Annotated in this window: 16 protein-coding genes and 1 pseudogene; 8 read left to right on the top strand and 9 right to left on the bottom strand. The window is 70.6% G+C overall.

All coding sequences use genetic code 11. From position 1 onward, the window contains the following. The first annotated feature begins 2 nt into the window (after positions 1–2). Positions 3–800, top strand: a complete 798-nt coding sequence (locus tag LWP59_RS11655) for a methyltransferase domain-containing protein (protein ID WP_144645218.1) — start codon at positions 3–5, stop codon at positions 798–800. 25 nt (positions 801–825) lie between these two features. Here the strand turns inward: LWP59_RS11655 and coaE are convergent, their stop codons facing one another. Next, positions 826–2013 carry a dephospho-CoA kinase gene (coaE, locus tag LWP59_RS11650; RefSeq protein WP_144645220.1) on the bottom strand — a complete coding sequence of 396 codons (1188 nt, stop codon included), beginning with the start codon at positions 2011–2013 and terminating at the stop codon, positions 826–828. 169 nt (positions 2014–2182) lie between these two features. Here coaE and LWP59_RS11645 point away from each other — a divergent pair, with 169 nt between their 5' ends. Continuing rightward, positions 2183–2392, top strand: a complete 210-nt coding sequence (locus tag LWP59_RS11645) for a hypothetical protein (RefSeq protein ID WP_144645222.1) — start codon at positions 2183–2185, stop codon at positions 2390–2392. A 46-nt stretch (positions 2393–2438) separates the two neighbouring features. Here LWP59_RS11645 and LWP59_RS11640 read toward each other — a convergent pair whose 3' ends face one another. From LWP59_RS11640 to LWP59_RS11620, 5 genes are all read right to left on the bottom strand, one after another. Continuing rightward, positions 2439–3560: a S1 family peptidase gene (locus LWP59_RS11640; protein ID WP_144645224.1), complete on the bottom strand. Its 1122-nt coding sequence runs from the start codon at positions 3558–3560 to the stop codon at positions 2439–2441. A gap of 124 nt (positions 3561–3684) precedes the next feature. Continuing rightward, entirely contained in the window at positions 3685–4854 is a 1170-nt protein-coding gene (locus tag LWP59_RS11635) for an LCP family protein (protein WP_144645226.1), read from the bottom strand. Positions 4855–5132: 278 nt separating this feature from the next. Next, positions 5133–7421 carry an ATP-binding protein gene (locus LWP59_RS11630; protein ID WP_144645228.1) on the bottom strand — a complete coding sequence of 763 codons (2289 nt, stop codon included), beginning with the start codon at positions 7419–7421 and terminating at the stop codon, positions 5133–5135. A gap of 256 nt (positions 7422–7677) precedes the next feature. Further along, on the bottom strand, positions 7678–8523 hold the full coding sequence (locus LWP59_RS11625; protein WP_144645245.1) for an SMP-30/gluconolactonase/LRE family protein: 846 nt from the start codon (positions 8521–8523) through the stop codon (positions 7678–7680). An 11-nt stretch (positions 8524–8534) separates the two neighbouring features. Then, complete coding sequence (locus tag LWP59_RS11620) at positions 8535–9260, bottom strand: FadR/GntR family transcriptional regulator (protein WP_229858352.1); 726 nt, start codon at positions 9258–9260, stop codon at positions 8535–8537. 179 nt (positions 9261–9439) lie between these two features. Here LWP59_RS11620 and LWP59_RS11615 point away from each other — a divergent pair, with 179 nt between their 5' ends. The 4 genes from LWP59_RS11615 (at position 9440) to LWP59_RS11600 (ending at position 13592) form a co-directional block, all read left to right on the top strand. Continuing rightward, positions 9440–10537 carry a substrate-binding domain-containing protein gene (locus LWP59_RS11615; RefSeq protein WP_144645232.1) on the top strand — a complete coding sequence of 366 codons (1098 nt, stop codon included), beginning with the start codon at positions 9440–9442 and terminating at the stop codon, positions 10535–10537. A gap of 13 nt (positions 10538–10550) precedes the next feature. Then, positions 10551–11582, top strand: a complete 1032-nt coding sequence (locus tag LWP59_RS11610; protein ID WP_144645234.1) for an ABC transporter permease — start codon at positions 10551–10553, stop codon at positions 11580–11582. A 70-nt stretch (positions 11583–11652) separates the two neighbouring features. Next, the gene (locus tag LWP59_RS11605) at positions 11653–12402 is read left to right on the top strand and encodes an ATP-binding cassette domain-containing protein (RefSeq protein ID WP_144645236.1); all 750 of its coding nucleotides are present in this window, start codon (positions 11653–11655) and stop codon (positions 12400–12402) included. A 17-nt stretch (positions 12403–12419) separates the two neighbouring features. Further along, complete coding sequence (locus LWP59_RS11600) at positions 12420–13592, top strand: aldose epimerase family protein (protein WP_144645239.1); 1173 nt, start codon at positions 12420–12422, stop codon at positions 13590–13592. On the opposite strand, the gene LWP59_RS11595 is transcribed toward LWP59_RS11600, so the two are convergent. Then, complete coding sequence (locus tag LWP59_RS11595; RefSeq protein ID WP_144645241.1) at positions 13550–13951, bottom strand: TrmO family methyltransferase domain-containing protein; 402 nt, start codon at positions 13949–13951, stop codon at positions 13550–13552. The two genes, LWP59_RS11600 and LWP59_RS11595, sit on opposite strands and share 43 nt — an antisense overlap. Before the next feature lie 444 nt (positions 13952–14395). Here LWP59_RS11595 and LWP59_RS11590 point away from each other — a divergent pair, with 444 nt between their 5' ends. Then, positions 14396–14782 (top strand): nuclear transport factor 2 family protein, encoded by a 387-nt coding sequence (locus tag LWP59_RS11590; protein ID WP_144645243.1) that lies wholly within the window; start codon positions 14396–14398, stop codon positions 14780–14782. 491 nt (positions 14783–15273) lie between these two features. On the opposite strand, the pseudogene LWP59_RS40945 reads toward LWP59_RS11590, so the two are convergent. Continuing rightward, positions 15274–15912 (bottom strand): annotated as a pseudogene (locus tag LWP59_RS40945) (DUF6923 family protein); the annotation flags it as partial. Next, entirely contained in the window at positions 15912–16676 is a 765-nt protein-coding gene (locus LWP59_RS11585; RefSeq protein WP_144643552.1) for a bestrophin-like domain, read from the bottom strand. The gene LWP59_RS11585 and the pseudogene LWP59_RS40945, both read right to left, overlap by 1 nt. A 655-nt stretch (positions 16677–17331) precedes the next feature. On the opposite strand from LWP59_RS11585, the gene LWP59_RS11580 reads away from it, so the two are divergent. Next, a complete protein-coding gene (locus LWP59_RS11580; RefSeq protein WP_144643551.1) occupies positions 17332–18741 on the top strand; it encodes a family 2B encapsulin nanocompartment shell protein in 1410 nt (469 codons plus the stop codon). Position 18742 lies beyond the last annotated feature (1 nt).

Here is an 18742-nt window from a genome sequence, read left to right as displayed (position 1 = left end):
ACATGCCGCTCTACACGCACGGACACCACGAGGCGGTGCTGCGCTCGCACAGTGTGCGCACCGCGGAGAACTCCGCCGGCTACCTGCTGCCCCGGTTGCGGGCGGGGCTCTCGCTGCTCGACGTCGGATGCGGTCCCGGCACCATCACCGCGGACCTGGCCGGTCTGGTGGCGCCGGGCGAGGTGACCGCGGTCGAGCCGACGGAGGAGGCGCTCGCGCTGGGCACGCGGACGGCGGCGGAGCGGAACGTCGCGAACATCCGCTTCCGGACGGCGGACGTGCACGCGCTGGAGTTCGCCGACGACAGCTTCGACGTCGTGCACGCCCATCAGGTGCTGCAGCACGTGCACGACCCGGTGCTCGCGTTGCGGGAGATGGGCCGGGTGTGCCGGCCGGACGGCGTGGTCGCGGCGCGCGACTCCGACTACGCGGCGATGACGTGGTTTCCGCAGGTCCCGGCCCTGGACGAGTGGCTGTCGCTGTACCGGCGCACGGCACGTCACAACGGCGGTGAGCCCGACGCGGGCCGGCGGCTGTTGTCGTGGGCGCGGGAGGCGGGGTTCACGCAGGTCACCGCGTCGGCTTCGGTGTGGTGCTATGCCTCGCCGGAGGACCGGGCGTGGTGGAGCGGGCTGTGGGCGGACAGGATCCTGGAGTCGGCGATCGCCGGGCAGGCGGTCTCCTACGGGTACGCGACTCGGGCGGACCTGGAGCGCATGTCCGCCGGCTGGCGCGAATGGGGCGCCGCCCCGGACGGCTGGTTCGCCATCCTGCACGGCGAGATCCTCTGCACGCCGTGACCGCCGGGCGCTGGGCGGCGCTGCCTCAGGGCGTCCAGCCGGTCGCGGCGGCCCAGGCCTCCGCGCGGCGGAAGGCGGCGTCGACCCAGTCCTGCTTCTCCTGCGCGTAGGCCTCGACCGTGCCGTCCGCCGCGTGGTCCTCGGCGAGCTTGCGCTTCACCTCGGCGTAGGCGTCGCGCTCGGCCGGGTTCGCCCGCAGCCACGCGGCGAACAGCAGCGCCAGGCGCCACGCCGGGGTCTCCCGCGACCGCACGTGCAGGTTGACCATCCGCCCCGGGTCGCCGCCGAAGTGGAAGCGCTTCGGCCAGTGCCCGGCCGAGCCGTCCTGCGGCTCGTCCCACCACTCGCCCTCCGCGCGCGGGAAACCCGCGTCCGACAAGGTGTCCGCGAACGCGTCGGCCTCGTCCAAAGTGGACACCGTGAGCTGCAGGTCGACGATGTCCTTCGCCGGCAGCCCCGGTACCGACGTCGAGCCGATGTGGTCGGCCCGCAGCACCCGCTCCCCCACCGCGGCACGGATCCGGGCGAGCACTCGCTCGGCCTGCGCCGGCCACTCCTCGTCATAGGGTGAGAGCTTCGGGGACATCGGCGCCCGCGGCCGCCGCAGCCGGATGTTCGCCTCGTAGGGCACGAGCCGGTCCGCCCACAGCCGGTCGACCTCGGCCTGCACCAGGTCCGGCGTGCCCCCGTTGTCGAGCCACACGTCGGCCGCCGTGCGCCGCTGCTCCTCGGTGGCCTGCGCGGCGATGCGGGCCCGCGCGTCGGCCTCGGGCATGCCGCGTGTCTCGACCAGCCGCCGGACCCGGACCTCGACGGGGGCGTCCACCACCAGCACCAGGTGGTAGTTGGCGCTCATCCCGCCCTCGACCAGCAGCGGGACGTCGTGCACCACGATCGCCTCAGGCGCCGCGGCCGCCATCAGCTCGACGGTGCGCACCCCGATCAGCGGGTGCAGGATGCCGTTGAGCCGTTGCCGGGAGGCCTCGTCGGCGAACGCCTTCGCCGCGAGCGCGGGCCGGTCGAGCGCTCCCTCGGCGGTCAGGACGTCCGTGCCGAAGGCCCCGGCCAGCGCCGCGAGCCCCTCGGTGCCGGGCTCGACGACCTCGCGGGCGATCTTGTCCGCGTCGATCACTACGGCGCCGTGCTCGGCGAGCCGCGCCGCGACCGTCGACTTCCCCGCCCCGATACCTCCGGTGAGCCCCACGCGCAACATGGCCGCATTCAATCAGGTGCCTCCGGCGCGTCCTGACACAAGTGGGCAATTTCCCACCCCTCGCGCCCCGTGATCGAACCGATACGGGTGACACGCCGACCAGGTATTACGCTTTGGCACCTCCGTTGCGTACCGTCCGCGACGGAAGGGGCACCCACACGGAGGAACGATGCCAGGGAAGCACGCCGGCAGGCACCGGCTCGGTACGGCGGGGCTCGTGCACTGCCTCGAGTACCGGACCGTCGCGCTCGCCCTGGAGGACTACCGCCGTACCTGGCTGACCGCCCTGCTCGTCCCGGCCAAGCACAGCCTCGCGGGCCTGCGCCGGCACGCCAGCCTGGCCGCGCGCGAGCGCGCCTGGATCCCCGCCACGACCTGAGCGGCAGGGCGCCTCCGCCACGGCGGAGACGCCCTGCCTTTCGCGGTCAGCCCGTGACCAGCGACAGGCCGTAGGCCGAGAGGATCTCGTTCACCGGCTGGAAGTAGGTCGTGCCCCCGCTGGTGCAGTCACCCGAACCACCCGACGTGACGCCCTGCGCCTGGCTGCCGCTGACCCACGAACCGCCCGAGTCACCGGGCTCGGCGCACGCGTTGGTCTTGGTCAGCCCCGAGACAGTGCCCTCTGAGTAGTTCACCGTCTGGTTGGTCGCCTGGATCGTGCCGCAGTGCCAGCCGGAGGTGGAGCCGGAACGGCAGACCGAGGAGCCGACGCCGGCCGCGGTCGAGCCCGCGACCCGCACGTCCCCGTTGCCGTAACCGTCCACGGTGGATGTCGGCGTCCAGCTGGAGTCGGTTCGCACGTAGGAGTAGTCGTTGCCCGGGAACGACGAGGCCTGGAAGGTGCCCATCGCCGAGCCGTCCGGGCCGGTCACCGAGTCGCCCGCGCTGCCGCAGTGGCCCGCCGAGACGAACCCGCCGCTGACCGAGAACCCGACGGAGCAGCGGGCGGCGTTGTTGATGTAGTAGGCATCGCCGCCGACGACGTTGCCGCCGAACAGGTGTGGCGCCTGGGTCACCGAGTCGACGCGCACGGGGCCCGCGGACCGGGCGAAGTCGAGGAACTGCTGCACGGCCGGGTTCGCCACCCCCTGCTCGACCGTCACGACCAGCGAGTTCGCCTGCTCGTCGACGTACCAGCCGGTGACCTCCTTCGGTGCGGTCTGCCCGGCGTACCCGTCGAGCGCGGACTTCGCGGCGTCGAGGGCAGCCTGCGTGTGCGCGACGGTGACGGCGTCCGCGCCGGTCGCCCGCACCGCGTCCGCGCGGGCGGTGTCGGTGACACCGACGACGAGCCTGCCGGCTGCCGCGTCGTACCAGGATCCGCCGAAGGCCTGGCCGGCCGCGGACTGCGCGGCCGGGGCGAGGTTCATCGCCATCGCCTCCTGCGCCAGCCGCGTCTGCACCTGCTCGGCGGTCAGCCCGAGGTCACGCTGCATCGCATCGGCCACGGGCTGGGCGGCGGCGGACGGCGCGAGGCACACCGCCACCGCGGCGCCCGCCACCAGGCCTGCCACCCCCACCGACTTCATCAGGCTCGTTCGCTTCATTCGCTCGCTCTTTCGCTTCGACTGCAGGGACCGGGTCGCGCGACCACTGCGTCCGAGTCTCACCCGATCGTGGAGGTGCCGAAACCCCGCGAAAGTAGGTTGGTGAATATCCGTCACCCAACCGTCAGTCGACGCAGCCGCTCAGCTCGGTGGTGTTCGCGCTGGGCACGAGCGAGGTCACGGTGGTCGGCGGCGCGCTGCTCTCGGCCGCCTGCGCGTCGACGCCCGGCGACGACGAGGTCGTCGTCTTCCCCAGCAGCTCCTGGATGAACGAGCGCACCTGGACCGGGTCGACCTTGACGGCGTCCCCGTCGCCCGGGGTCTGCAGGCTCAGCGACTGCACCGGGATCGTCGCGAACGTCAGCCCGTCCGAGCTGAGCCCGCGCATCTGCTGGGCGAACGTGAGGATGTCCCACCCGGAGTCGATGAGCACCGACTGCTGGACGGCCGCGATCAGGTTGCCGAGCTTGACCGGGTTGGCCAGCGTGCCGGCGGCGAGCACCACCTTGGCCGCGCTCGAGAGGAACGCCTGCTGGCGGGCGATGCGGTCGAGGTCGCCGTCGGCCAGCCCGTGCCGCTGCCGCACGAAGGCCAGCGCCTGCGCGCCCGAGAGGGTCTGCTGCCCGGCCGGGAAGCTCGCCCCCGAGTAGCTGTCGTGCACCGGCTCCTTCAGGCACACCGGCACGCCGCCGACGGCCATGCTCAGCGTGTAGAAGCCCAGCAGGTTGACCGCGGCGTAGTGGTTGATGGTCAGGCCCGTGAAGCTCTCGACGGTCTGGATCGCGGTGCGCGCCCCGGCCTGGTCGGCTTGGCGCTCCCTGGCCGCGCCGGTGACGCCCTGCTTGGCGAGCTCGGTGCGCGCGGCCTGTTTCCCGTAGCTGTACGCGGCGTTGATCTTGTGCTTGCCGTAGCCGCCCGCGATCTGGACGTAGGAGTCGCGCGGGATGGAGATGGCCGTCGCCTCGCCGCCGCCCGCGGGGATGTGCACCACGATCATGGTGTCGGTGGTGTCGCCGCCGTCGCTGCCGTCACCGGCGTGCAGCTGGTCGAGGACGTTCTGCGAAAGCGGGTCGCCCTGGGCGTCGGTGCGCGAGTCGATGCCGACGAGCAAGATGTTCTGCTCCGGCACCGGGACGTCGGGGGTGCTGGGCAGCTGGGCGGCCGGCTCGATGACGTCGGCCGTGGCCAGCCCGTCGGTGAGCTTGCTGACCTGCGTCCACGCGTACCCGCTCACCCCGAGCACGAGGACGGAAGCCAGCCCGACGGCCGTGTACGCGACAGGCCTCCACCGCACCTCTGGCCACCCCCTGGTTCACCTGATCCGGTGACACCATCATCCAGAGTATTTCTGACAGTTTCCTGTGAATTCGGCGTCGCACCGTTGTGAACTTCACGTCAACGACGTGGAAGAGCGCGGCGGGACGCCGTCACGGGCAGGCTGGGCGGACCCGCCGCGCTCGCGACCGGTCGACTTCCGTGGGGGAGGTCGGACGCCGGCCGGCTGGCCTGTGATGGCAGGAACCAGCATGCGCCGGGGACCGGCGGGGCGAACCGGGAGTCCTACCGAGTTCGCTACGTAGATCGCGGCTGCCCCTGCGGGGCGCGGTGCTCGGCGAGCCAGGCGGCGATCTGCGCCCGCGACGTGAACCCGAGCTTGGCGAGGATGTTCTCCACGTGGGTCTCCGCCGTTCGTTGGGCAATCACCAACCGCGCTGCGATTTCCCGGTTGCTCAGCCCTTCCGCGATGAGCTCGGCGATCTCGCGCTCGCGCGGGGTGAGCCCGCCCGGCGGGCCGGCGTGGCGCCGCACGGGCCGGGCCGGCTTGCTCGCCTTCTCCGCCAGCGCGTACGAGATCACTTCGTCCAGCCCGGCCCGGGCGGTCGCGTCGAAGGCGGCGGCGAAGGCCTCGGCGCCGATCACCTGGCGGGCGCGTTCGGCGCACTGCTCGTCGAGCGCGCGGTACGGGCCGGCGCCCGTCCCGCCGCTGAGGACCCACGCCGACTGTGCGGCACCGAGCAGTCCCGCCGCCCGCTCGTGCTGTCCCAGTGCGCCCGCGCACCACGCGAGCCCACCGACCGCGCAGGCGAGCTGCGTGCGGTCGTCCAGCCGCATCACGACGACCTCGCGCAGCAGCGAGGCCGCCCTGCCGTGTGCACCGCGGCGCCACTCGTGGATCGCGACCGCCCACAGCGCGTACATCTTCGACCAGCTCGCCTGCCGCGTCTCGCACATCTCGAGCGCCTCCCCGGCCAGCCGCGCGCCGGCCGGGTCCTCGAGGAAGAACGTGACGGCCGAGAGCAGGATCAGCGTGGCGAACACCTGGCGCTGCTGCCCGAGCCGGCGGTAGCCCTCCAGCGCCCGTTCCAGCCTCGCCCGGCCACCCACGAGATCACCCTCGAAGAACCGGGCCAGCCCGCTGCACTGCGCGTATCCGGCGCGCAGCAGCTCGTCCTCGAACCGTTCCGCGAGCGCGCGCAGCTCCATCAGCATCTCGTGCGCGACCACGTGCTCACCGCTCTGCAAAGCCATGTAGGCGCAGGCTTCGAGCGCCCGTGCGCGCCCGCGCGTGGGTTCGCCGTCCAGCGCCAGCACGGCGTCAAGCCAGCGGCGCCCCTCGGCCGCGAACCCGGACGCGTACCAGAATCCCCGCAGATCCGCCGCGATTTCCCTTGCCTGGTCGACGTTTCCGGCCGGGGTCAGGCAGTGTTCCAGTGCCACGCGCACGTTCACCCGCTCGCGCCGGAGCCGCTCGATCCACTCCAGCTGCTGCGGGCCGAAGGATTCCTTTTCGTACCGCCGGGCCAGCCCCGCGACGTAGCCGACGTGCCGCGCGTGCACCGTCCCGGCCTGCCCGGACTCGCCGAGCTTGAGGCCGCCGTACTCGCGCACGGTCTCCAGCATCCGGTACCACGCACTGCGGTCGTACGTGCCGTCGCGGCGGATGAGGATCGACTTGTCCACCAGCGCGGCGACGAGATCGAGCGCCTCCCCGCCGCAGACGGCCTCCGCCGCCTCCAGGTCGAAGCCACCGGCCAGCACCGAGGTCGCCGCCCAGACCGCCTTCTCCTGCGGGGTGCACAGCTCGAAGCTCCACGCGATCGCCGCCTCCAGCGTCTGCTGGCGTGCCGGGGCGGTCCGGTTTCCCGTGGTGAGCAAGCGGAACCGGTCGTCGAGGCGGTGCAGGATCTGTTCCAGCGACAGCACCCGCAGCCGGACGGCGGCCAGCTCGATCGCGAGCGGGACCCCGTCCAGGCGACGGCAGATGTGGGTGACCAGCTCCCGGTTGCCCGCGTCGATCGCGAACCCCGGCAACACCCCCGCGGCACGGTCGGCGAACAACGTGACGGCCTCCCCGTGCCTCGGCTCGTGCGGGCCGGCCGGCAGCGGCAACGGTGGCACGACGAGCACCTGCTCGCCGTCCGCGCGCAGGATCTGCCTGCTGGTGACGAGGATCCGCACGCCAGGCGTCGACGAGAGCAGCTTGTCCACGAGCACGGCGCACGCGTCCACCAGGTGTTCGCAGTTGTCCAGTATCAGCAGCAGCCGTTTGTCCTCGACGTACTGGGCGAGAGCCGGTATCCCGTCGCGGAGGCCGAGCTCCGCGGCGATCGCGCTGGGCAGCAACGCCGGATCGGTGAGCTCCGCCAGGCGCACGAACCAGACGCCGTCGGAAAACGCGCGCCGCAACCCCGCACCCGTGCGCAGCGCGAGCCTCGTCTTGCCGACCCCGCCCATTCCGGTGAGGGTGACCAGCCGGGAGCCGGTGAGCAGCCGCTTCGCCTCGGACAGCTCGGTGCGCCGGCCGACGAAACTGGTCAGCTCGGCGGGCAGGTTCCCGGAATTCCTCGGCGGATCGGACACAACGAAAGTGTATGCCGTTTTTTCGGTGCGACCGTTTCGGTCGGGTACTGCGCCGGCGACCGAAACTCCCTACCAGTGCGCTCAGTTGGGCATTGACCGCCGCCGATTTACCCGGCGGGGGCAATGTCCGTCACAAGGCGGGCCACCCCGAGCACATCGTTTTCTTCGTGCGGGCGAAATTGCGGAAGAATTCCCGAGCATTTCCGCGGGGTCGGCTCGACGAGATGGACGAGGATATCCGGCGCCGGCCGGGAAGTCACCGGCCTCGGTAGGCGAGCACCGGCAGCCCGCGCACACCGGGCCGGTACCGGAACAGCGCGCCCGCGTCCGGCTGCGCACCCTCCGGCACGCCCTGGCGCGAGGTGGTGATGTACAGCTCGTCCAGCCCGGGGCCGCCGAACGTGCAGGCCGTGACCTGCGTGACCGGCAGCGGCACGTGCTCCTCGAGGCCGCCGTCCGGCCGGTAGCAGCGAAGGGCGCCGCCACCCCACAACGCGACCCAGAGCCTGCCGTCGGCGTCGAGGGTCATGCCGTCCGGGGACCCCGCGTCCGGCGGGATCTCGACCACCGGGCGGCGGCCGGTGAGGCCCCGCCCGGGGTCGTAGTCGAAGGCGTCGACGCGGTGCGTGGGCGTGTCGATGTAGTAGGCGGTGCCGCCGTCCGGGCTCCAGGCCAGCCCGTTGGAGATGGTGATGCCGGTGAGCACCGTAGTGACGGCGCCGTCCGGGTCCAGCCGGTAGAGGCCGCCCGCGCCCGGCGTCTCGTCGTAGGCCATCGATCCACAGTAGAACCGGCCGTCGGGGTCGCAACCGCCGTCGTTCATCCGGACCCGCCGGTCCGCCCACAGCTCGGGCAGCGGCTCGACCTTCGTCAGCGACGCGTCCGCGAGCGCGAAGCCGCGCTCGACGGCGATCACGGCTCCCCCGTCGGCGCGCGGGCGCAGCGCCGCGGCGACATCGCCGACGTGGTGGCGGCGCACCTGCCCGTCGTCGAGCTCGAGCACGTCCCCGGCGAGCATGTCCACCCAGCGCAGCCCGGGCCACCCCGCGTGCCACACCGGTCCTTCCCCGTGTGCCGCAACGGGTCCGCTCACCTGGTCCACTGTGGACATCGCTACCGCCCCACCATCTGCCGCACGGCGTCGGTCGTCGTCTCGATCAGCTTACGCATCGCCCGCGCGGCGGCGACGGGCCTGCGGGCGCGCACGGCGACGAGCACGGTCTGGTGCAGCGGAAGCGTCGCGGCGACCCCGCCCGGCGCGTGCGAGCTGGCCTCCAGCCCGTGGTAGAGCCCGGTTTCCAGCAGGCGGCCGAGCTGCTCGATGAGCTGGTTGCCGCTGGCCCGCAACAGGGTCAGGTGGAAGACGAGGTCCGCCTCGACGAACGCGTCCTCCTCCGCGGGCAGGTTCGGCGCGTGCGCCTCCATCCGCGCGTACGCGTCCTCCAGGATCGCGACCTGCTCCTCGGAGGCCCGCTCGGCGGCCAACCGGGCGGCATCGGGCTCGACCATGAGTCGCAGTTCGAGCAGGTCCTGCAGGAAGTCGGCCTTGGCGAGCCTGCCGTGCCAGTTGATGACCTCGCGGTCCATCAGGTTCCACTGCTCGCGCGGCAGGACCCGGGTGCCCAGCCGCGGCCTCGCCTCCACCAAACCCTTGGCGGCCAACGCCTTCACGGCTTCGCGCACCCCGCCGCGACTCACGTCGAGCTGCGCGGCCAGCTCGGCCTCGTTCGGCAGCCTGCTACCGGCGGGCAGCTCACCGGAAATGATCCGGCGGCCGAGCCACTCCACCACGCGGCCATGGATCGTGCGGTGCCTGCCGAGCGGCCCCTCCTTGGTCATCCTCACGGAGTAATCCTCAAATCATATATCCATAAAGTCAAACGACACGCTTGTCCGAATCGTTACCTTCTCCCGGACTTCCTTCCGGCCGAGCCTTGACGGATTCGACGAATCATCCAATGATTCAGGCACGCTTGCAGAGCCCCGAGTTCCCCGCCGACGTGGATGGGTGGTTGATCATGAGCGATGCGCACTCCGCGACCTCGCGCAGAGCCGCACTGAAGTTCCTCGGGGCAGGTGGTGGCGCGGTCGCTGCGAGCGCCCTGCTGACCGCCTGCAACGGGGTGCAGGGCAACTCCGCCTCCGGCGGCGCCGGCGCGTTCCCCGGCACCCCGCCCTGGCAGTTCGCGTTCATCAACCACGTGACCACGAACTCCTTCTTCGTGCCCACGAAGACCGGGATGACCGACGCGGCCAAGCTGCTGGGCCTGCCGGATCCGCAGTGGACCGGGTCCACCGAGGGAAATGTTTCGGAGATGGCGAACGCCTTCTCCACCGCGATCAACGCCAACGTGGCCGGCATCGCGATCGCGCTGACCGACAACAACGCGTTCGTCGAGCCCACCAAGCGCGCGCTGGCCAAGGGCATCCCGGTCGTCGCCTACAACGCGACCGCGCCCGGCAACTACCCGCTCACCTACGTGGGCCAGGACCTCTACCAGTCCGGCTTCCTGATGGGACAGCGGATCGCGCGCGACGTCACCTCCGGGACGATCCTGGTCGGCATCTCCCAGCCCGGCGGCAACAACGTCCAGCCCCGCCTGGACGGCATCACCGACGCGCTCAAGCAGGCCGCGCCGGGGGTGACCGTGTTGTCCATCAACACCGGCGCGGAGCAGGCGAACGAGCTCAACGCCATCACCGCCGCCTACGACGGGCACGCCGACGCGAAGGGCGTCTACGCGGTCGACGCGGGTAGTACGGCGTCCATCGCGCAGCTGATCAGCAACCGCGGGATCCAGGGCAAGGTGCACGCCGGCGGGTACGACACGCTGGCGGACACGCTCAAGGGCGTGCAGTCCGGGGCGCTGGACTTCACCATCGACCAGTCCGCCTACCTGCAGGGCTTCCTGCCGGTGCTGTACATGTACATGTTCCGGCTCTCGGGCACGCTCGTCTCGCCGCCGGTCACCGACACCGGCCTGACGTTCGTCACCAAGGACAACGTGGCGCCCTACATCTCCGCCAACAGCAAGTTCGAGGGCGGCCCGAAGGCCGACCTCGTGCCGATGCCCGCGTCGATCCCGCTGCCCGCGGCCACCGCCTCGACCCACTAGGAGGAGCGCCTACATGACCGACGCGCTCACCGACAAGCGCCCCGGCCGCACGGAGCCCGGTGGACCGCCCGGGCGGGTCGGGTTCCTGCTCGGGCTGATCCGGGTCAAGGAGCTGAGCATCCTGCTGGTGACGATCGCCGCGGCGATCTACTTCAGCCTCACCAGCGGGCCCGGCTTCGCGACCTCGGACAACTACCACACCATCGCCCAGTACGTGGCGCCGTGGGCGATCGTCGGCGCGGGCGAGGTGATGGTGCTGATCTGCGGGCAGATCGACCTGTCGGCCGGGTTCGTGTTCACCCTGTCGCCGTTCGTGCTGATGTTGTTCTACAACAATGGTTTCCCACTGTTCCTCGCGCTCATCGGGGCGGTCGTGGTGAGCGCGCTCATCGGCATGGTCAACGGTCTGGTGCACACGCTGTTCAACCTCTCCGCGTTCATCACCACGCTGGGCATGGCGTTCCTGTTGTGGGGGCTCTCGCTGATCATCTCCGGCGGCTCCCCGGTGAGCGCGCCGACGGACAGCTGGGTGGTGTCGGTCTTCGGCGGCTGGGGCTGGTCGGAGTTCCTGTGGGCGCTGGTGATCGTGGCGATCATGCAGGTCGTGCTGTCCACCACCCGGTTCGGCATCGCGACCCAGGCGACCGGCGGCAACCCGATCGGCGCGGCCGAGTCGGGCATCCGGACGAACCGGGTCAAGGTGATCTGCTTCTCGATCACCGGCGCGCTCGCCGGGTTCGCCGGGATCCTGCAGGGCACCCGGGTCGGCTCCTACGACCCGACCAACGGCGGCTTCAACACGATGTTCTACGCGGTGGCCGCCGCGGTCATCGGCGGGACCGCGCTGCTGGGCGGGTCCGGCACGGTCATCGGCGCGTTCCTGGGCGCGCTGCTGCTCGGCCTGGTCTACGACGGGTTCAACCTCACCGGGATCAGCGCGAACGCGTTCTACGTGGTGCTCGGCGTCGCAATCCTCGTCGCGGCACTGCTGAACGTTTACGTGACGGTCGTCCGGAAACGGCTCGGTTCACGGAGGGTGTCATGAGCGACGATGGCGAAGCCCCGCTCATGACAGCCGACCGGGTGCGGGTGTCCCGCGGAACACGGAGGGTGTCATGAGCGAGGTGATGCGCGTCGAGCACGTCAGCAAGGGGTTCGGGCCGGTACGGGCGCTGACCGACATCAACCTGTCGGTCGGCAAGGGCGAGATCCTCGGGCTCATCGGCGACAACGGCGCCGGCAAGTCCACGCTGATCAAGATCCTGACCGGCTACCACCAGCCCGACGGTGGCCGGCTGGTGTTCGACGGGCAGCCGGTGCAGCTCAAGTCGGTGACGCACGCGCGGAGCCTGGGCATCGAGACGGTGTTCCAGGACCTCGCGATGGTCAACGACCTGCCGGTGTACCTGAACCTGCACCTGAACAAGGAGCTGGTGCACAAGCCGCTGCCGTTCCTGCGCCGCCGCGAGATGAAGCGGCGCGCCAGGGAGGCGCTCGACGCGATCGGCATCAACATCCCGTCGGTCACCGCCGAGGTCGGCCAGCTCTCGGGTGGGCAGCGGCAGGCGATCGCCGTGGCCCGCTCGGTGTACTCGAACAACGCGAAGCTGCTGCTGCTCGACGAGCCGCTCGCGGCGATGGGCGCCAAGGAGGGCGGGCTGATCCTGCGGCTGCTGGCCCAGCTCAAGCAGCGCGGCGACATCGCGATCATCCTCATCGCGCACAACTACAGCCAGGTGGTCGACGTCTGCGACCGGGTGAACCTGTTGCAGCACGGCGAGATCACGTTCGACAAGGCTTCGAAGGAGACCTCCGTGGCCGAGCTGCTCGAGCTCGTCCACGCCGAATACCGGGTGAACACCTGAAGACACTGGGAGGGTCAATGGGGACCAGGTTCTCGCGCCGCACCGCGCTCGCTGCCGGTGCGGCGGGCGTGGCGGCGGTAGGCTTCGCGGGTGTGAACCCCGCTGCTGCCGCCGCCGCCAAGCCGCCTTCGGTGACCAAAGAGTACTTCGGCAAGGCGGGCGGCACGTCCGTCTACCGCTACACCCTCGACAGCGGCCGCGGGATGCGGGTCCGGATCCTCAGCTACGGCGGGATCATCCAGACCGTCGAGGCCCCGGACCGCCACGGCCACACCGCTAACGTCGTGCTCGGCTTCCCGACGCTGGCGGACTACGTCGCGAAGAACAGCCCGGAAGCCGGGGGCGGAGTCTACTTCGGCGCCCTGGTCGGCCGCTACGCCAACCGGATCGCCAAGGGCACGTTCACCCTGGACGGTCACACCTACCACGTGCCGGTGAACAACAACGGCAACAGCCTGCACGGCGGGCTCGCCGGCTTCGACAAGAAGGTCTGGGACGTCACGGAGATCCCCGGCGGCCTGCGGCTGAGTGTCACCAGCCCGGACGGCGACCAGGGCTACCCCGGCACCCTGCACGCCACCGTGACGTACACTTTGGACAGTCAGAACCGGCTGAGCATCGGCTACACGGCGACCACCGACAAGCCGACGGTGGTGAACCTGACCAACCACACGTACTGGAACCTCGCGGGCGAGGCGTCCGGCGACGTCTATGACCAGAAGCTGCAGATCGACGCCGACCGGTACACCCCGACCGACAGCACGCAGATCCCGACCGGGCAGCTCGCGTCGGTGCAGGGTACGGCGTTCGACTTCCGCAAGGCGACGGCGATCGGAGCGCGGGTGAACGACGACGACCCGCAGCTGCTCACCGGTCAGGGCTACGACCACAACTGGGTGCTCAACCACTCCGGTTCGCTGTCGGTCGCGGCGCACGCCACCGACCCGGCGAGCGGACGGCAGCTGACGGTGCTGACCGGCCAGCCGGGCCTGCAGTTCTACTCGGGCAACTTCCTCGACGGCACGTTGGTCGGCACGAGCGGCAAGACCTACCGGCAGAGCTACGGGTTCGCGCTGGAGACCCAGCACTTCCCCGACTCCCCCAACCACCCGTCGTTCCCGAGCACCGTGCTCCGCCCGGGGCAGACCTACCGGACGACGACGGTCTTCGCGCTCGGGACGGGCTCGTAGCGCCGGTCGGCGAGGCAGGGCTTGATGTCGAGAACGGGGCTGCCGTCCACGGCGTCCAGCCCGCGCACCTTGATCGTCAGGTCACCGATGCCGAGCAGCCGGCAGCGGGTGACGCCGAGGCGGTTGGGCCGGTTTCCCGCGCGCTGGGCGAAGATCCCGACCTGGGAGGCGGTGCGCGGGACGGCGGGGGGTTCGAACACGTACACGATCTCGACGTGCGAGAACTCCTCGAGCCCGCGCAACGCGGTGGCGCCGAAGCGGGCCCCGTCCAGCTCGACGAGCGAGGTCACGGAGTCCCAGTCGTCGCCGACCGGCGTTGACCTCGGGGACCGGACGTAGCCGATCGGATGCAAGATCATGCCTTCAGTGTGCACGACGGGCAAATCGCTCGCGCCACGGCGGTCGGGCGCCTACCTTCGATGGGGTGAAGATCCGGCCGGAAACCGCCGCAGACCACGAGGTTGTGCTGCTGCTGCAGGAAAGGGCATTCGCCGACTCGCGCATCCCGGTGCTCGCGTCGGCACTACGGACCGCGCCCGCCGCGCTGCGGTCGGTCTCGCTCGCGGCGGAGCTGGACGCCGGCTCGTGGGGCAGGCACCATTGGTGTTCCTCGAAGGCGCGCCGGCGTACTAGGGTCGGCGCGGGTTCGATGGCGCTGTCGCGCTCGGTTTCCGTGCGACTTCGGTGCGTGTCCCGGAGCCGGCGTTCCAGGTCGCCGTCCTGCCGTCGTACGAACCATGGATGACGGGGACGCCGGCGTACTCGGCGCCGTTTTGGGATCTGGATTGTGTGGGGTTGCGGTGATGGACAGGGAGTTCGTGCGGGAGTTCGCCGAGGGCTGGGTCAAGGCGTGGAACGCGCACGACCTGGACGCGCTGCTGGCGCATTTCGGCGAGGACGTCGTCTTCACCTCGCCGGTCGCCGCGCAGCTGCTCGACGGGTCGGACGGGGTGATCCGCGGCAGGGCCGCGCTGCGCGCGTACTGGACCGAGGGCCTGCGGTGGATTCCGGACCTGCGGTTCGAGGTGGTGGGCGTGTACGCCGGGGTGCGGACAGTGGTGATCCACTACCGGAACCAGAAGGGCGGCTTGGTGAACGAGGTGCTGACCTTCGAGGGGCCGCTGGTCGTCGAAGGGCACGACACGTACCTCGATCCGGACTCGAACCCAGCGGGCGCGCTTGGCGGGTGAGCACGCCGAGGTCGACGGTCAGCGGGCGGTGTGCCCCGCGTCAGCGGGTGATGCGCCGCGCCACGATGCTGCCGCCCAGGATGAGGATCAGCGCGGTCAGCGCCCAGTCGCGTTTGACCTTCGTCGCTGCCAAGGGGTCCGCAGCGGGCGGCGCGGGCTTTCTTCGTCGGCGGGGGCGTGCGGCGCGGCGCGGGCCGGACCGTCGGGCGTGGCGGCAGCGGGCGCGGGGCCGGGACCACGGCCGGGGCCGGCGGCGCCGGTGGAGCCGGTGGAGCGGGAACGGCCGGGGGCGGCGGCACCGGTGAGGGCGGCGGTGAGGGCGGCGGAGGGGGCGGAGTCGGGGTCGGCGAAGGACTGGGCGGCGGCGACGCGGGAGGCAGCGGCGCGAGACAGCCCGCCGCGTCGGTGGCGGACGCCACCGGGCCGGTGCCCAGCTCGGCCCACCCGCCGCGCCGGGTCACCCGGTACTCCCGGCTCCGCCCTCCCGCGACGTTGGCCGTCACGTACAGGGTGCCGTCCGGGGCGAGCACCACCGAGCCGTACGCCGTCGCCTTCGGCAGGGGCTCGCCGGGCAGTGGCTGGGCGAGCCCGGAACTCGGGTCGATGCTCACCACGACACCGGTCGACGCGACCCCGTAGAGCAGCCCGTCCGCCGGGTCGAACGCGAAGTCGTCGACCTCCGCTGCCAGCAGCCACGGGTACAGCAGCACCGAGCCGCGCACGGACACCAGTCCCGATTGGACGTCCACTTTGTACAGAAAACCTTTTCCCTTGACGTACCAGGTGTTCCCGTTGATCGCTCCGGACGTCATGTCGTCGAGCCGCTTCCCCGCCGGGAACCCCAGGTCCGACGTCCGCCCGCGCCGGTCCAGTGTCACCACCCGGCCCCCGTCGGTCAGCCCGTACGCCAGGTCCCGCGACCGCAGGTACCCGAGCGCGTTCAGCCGGTACGGGATCTGGCCCAGCGTCGTCGTCGCCAGCGCCGGGTACTCGGTGCGGGACACCGTGGACAGCCGGCCGGTGTCCCGCACCCGGATCGCGACGCAGCTCGCACTCGCCGCCACGGCCCGCGGGACACCGGCCGTCAGCGCGATCAGGGCCGCCACCGCGAGCACCCCGAACCAGCGCATCAGCTCAGCCGTGCGATCGCCTGGCTGAACGCTTCGGGACCGACCTTCGCCCCGCCCGCGAACGGGTTCTGCATCTGGAAGATCGCGTACAGCAGCAATGTCGTCGTCGCGGCCAGTGTCGACACGATGATGATGTGGGTGGCCTGTCTCGTCCCGCCGAACAGGTTCGGCAGCAGCACGAAGATCACGCTCCCGACGACCAGCACGAACCACAGCACGACGCCGACGCCGTTGTCCCGCACCGCGTTCAACCGTGCCTGGCGCTGCTCGTAGACGTCCGTCAGGTCACTCGCCGCATCGGTCTTCTGGTCGACCAGCCAGTCGTCGTCGGGCAGGTCGGTCGCGTCGAGCGACGCGCGCATGCGGTTGACCAGCGTCCAGCCCTCCTCCCCCGGCATCCCCCCGTTCTGCAGCCGCGGCCACTCCTGCTGCACCACGGTCCGGGCGTACTGCCGCGCGAGCTCGGGCACCTGCGTGTGCGCCGGCTCGGGCAGTGCGTCCGCGGCCCAGGTCGCGGACACCAGTGCCTGCGTCTCCTGGTACGACCCGTCCCGCACCGTGCTCGCCGCGTCGAACAACGAGATCAGCACGAACGCGACCACGACCGCGTGCAGCCCGCCGACGATCGTGAACGCCTGGCCCGCCGCGTCGTTGTTGTCCGGACGGCCCTCGTCGAGACCGTAGCGGCGCACGAGATAGGCGATCAGGGCGCCGACGATCATCGAGCCGGCCACCCAGAGCAGACCGGTCACGTACACGTTCATGCGGGTTCCCGTTCCGAAGCGGAGACAATTTCACCGGAGTTCACGTAATCACGGCCGGGATGCTCCGGCAAGATCGATCAATTGTTTTCATTCGAGCGGCAGCACGCGCAAGTGCCGAACTCGCTTGACCGGAGCAGGCGAAAACGGAGAGAGCACTTTTTTTCCGGGACAACGGCGCCGTCGATGACCCGCACCGGCGGCCGCATTGGTACAACCGTGTCCGCACGGTCACGAACTGTCACGAGACCCCCAACACCCGGCATGTCCAGCGAAAAGTCGTTGCACCGCAGGGAAAAACAGTCGATCATTGGCCGAAACGGGGGACACTTGGCCGCGTGCTGCGGCCGGTTTACCACCGTTCGGCCCAACAGCGGCAGCGGATCCCGCCGGGCTCACTCCTTCGTGCCCGACACGGCTGCTCGGTCCAGGTGAGTGTTTTATCCGGAAACTACTGTCGGTCGGCCCGCTCACCCGGATGCCGAAATTCACGAAGCCCGGGGAGCCCGATTCCGGCAGGGGCACGCTGTCGAGTGACTGTACGACCCCGGCGGCTGGTGCTAACGTCGATTTCGCCCGCTGAATTGGGCAGTCTGAATTTCTCGCGGAAACACGAAATCACTGATTCCCCAATGCATGACGATAGGTGGTATTTGCCGTGACTGTGACCGATTCCGCCGAGCCGAGCGTCGAGGACGGCGCCGGGCGCCAGAGCCTGAGCCCCGCGGCGGCGCGGCAACTGGCGACCACGACCAAGTCCGTCCCCCAGATGCAGTCCATCACCTCACGGTGGCTGCTGCGCGTGCTGCCGTGGGTCCAGGCCGACGGCGGCACGTACCGGGTCAACCGCCGCATGAGCTACACCGTCGGCGACGGCCGCGTCACCTTCATCAGCACCGGCACCGAGGTCCGCGTGATCCCGGCCGAGCTCGCCGAACTGCCGCTGCTGCGCGGCTTCGACGACCAGGGCGTGCTCGCGGCGCTGGCCGAGCGGTTCGAGCAGCGCAGCTACGAAACGGGCGACGTGATCGTCGAGTTCGGGCACACGTCGGACCAGGCTTTCCTGATCGCGCACGGCAAGGTCAGCAAGATCGGCCCCGGGCAGTACGGCGAGGAGACGACCCTCGGCGTGCTCGCGAACGGCGACCACTTCGGCGACAAGACGCTCGCCGATCCCGAGGACATCTGGGAGTACACGGTCAAGGCGGTCACGCCGTGCACCGTGCTCGTGCTCCCCCAGCGCGCGTTCGACGAGGCGTACAACTCCTCGGAGGCGCTGCAGGAGCAGGTCGCGAAGTTCCGCGCCGGCCGGCTCGCTTCGCAGAACGAACACGGCGAGGCGAACATCGACCTGTCTTCGGGCCACGACGGCGAGCCCGACCTGCCCGGCACCTTCGTCGACTACGAGCTCTCGCCGCGGGAGTACGAGCTGAGCGTCGCGCAGACCGTGCTGCGCGTGCACTCCCGCGTCGCGGACCTCTACAACAAGCCGATGAACCAGGTCGAGCAGCAGTTGCGGCTCACCGTCGAGGCGCTGCGCGAGCGCCAGGAGTACGAGCTGGTCAACAACACCGGCTTCGGACTGCTCAACAACGCCGATGTGCAGCAGCGCATCCACACCCGCACCGGGCCGCCCACGCCGGACGACCTGGACGAGCTGCTGGCGACGGTGTGGAAGGAGCCGACGGTGTTCCTCGCCCATCCCCGGGCCATCGCGGCGTTCGGCCGCGAGTGCTCCGCGCGTGGCGTCTATCCGTCCAATGCGGACTTCCTCGGGCAGAGGGTACCGTCGTGGCGGGGTGTGCCGATCCTGCCGTGCAACAAGATCGGCGTCAGCGAGACCCGCACCAGCTCGATCATCCTGATGCGGGCCGGCGAGAAGAACCAGGGTGTGGTCGGCCTGCACCAGACGGGCCTGCCGGACGAGTTCGAGCCGGGCCTTTCGGTGCGGTTCATGGGCATCAACGAGAAGGCGATCATCTCCTACCTGGTCACGGCGTACTACTCGGCGGCCGTTCTCGTCCCCGATGCCCTGGGGATCCTGGAGAACGTCGAAGTCGGGCGCTAGT

It is taken from the genome of Amycolatopsis acidiphila (genome assembly GCF_021391495.1).
GTDB classification, from domain to species: domain Bacteria; phylum Actinomycetota; class Actinomycetes; order Mycobacteriales; family Pseudonocardiaceae; genus Amycolatopsis_E; species Amycolatopsis_E acidiphila.
The sequence above is the reverse complement of the archived record's forward strand: the minus strand, read 5'-3'. Positions and strand labels throughout refer to the sequence as shown.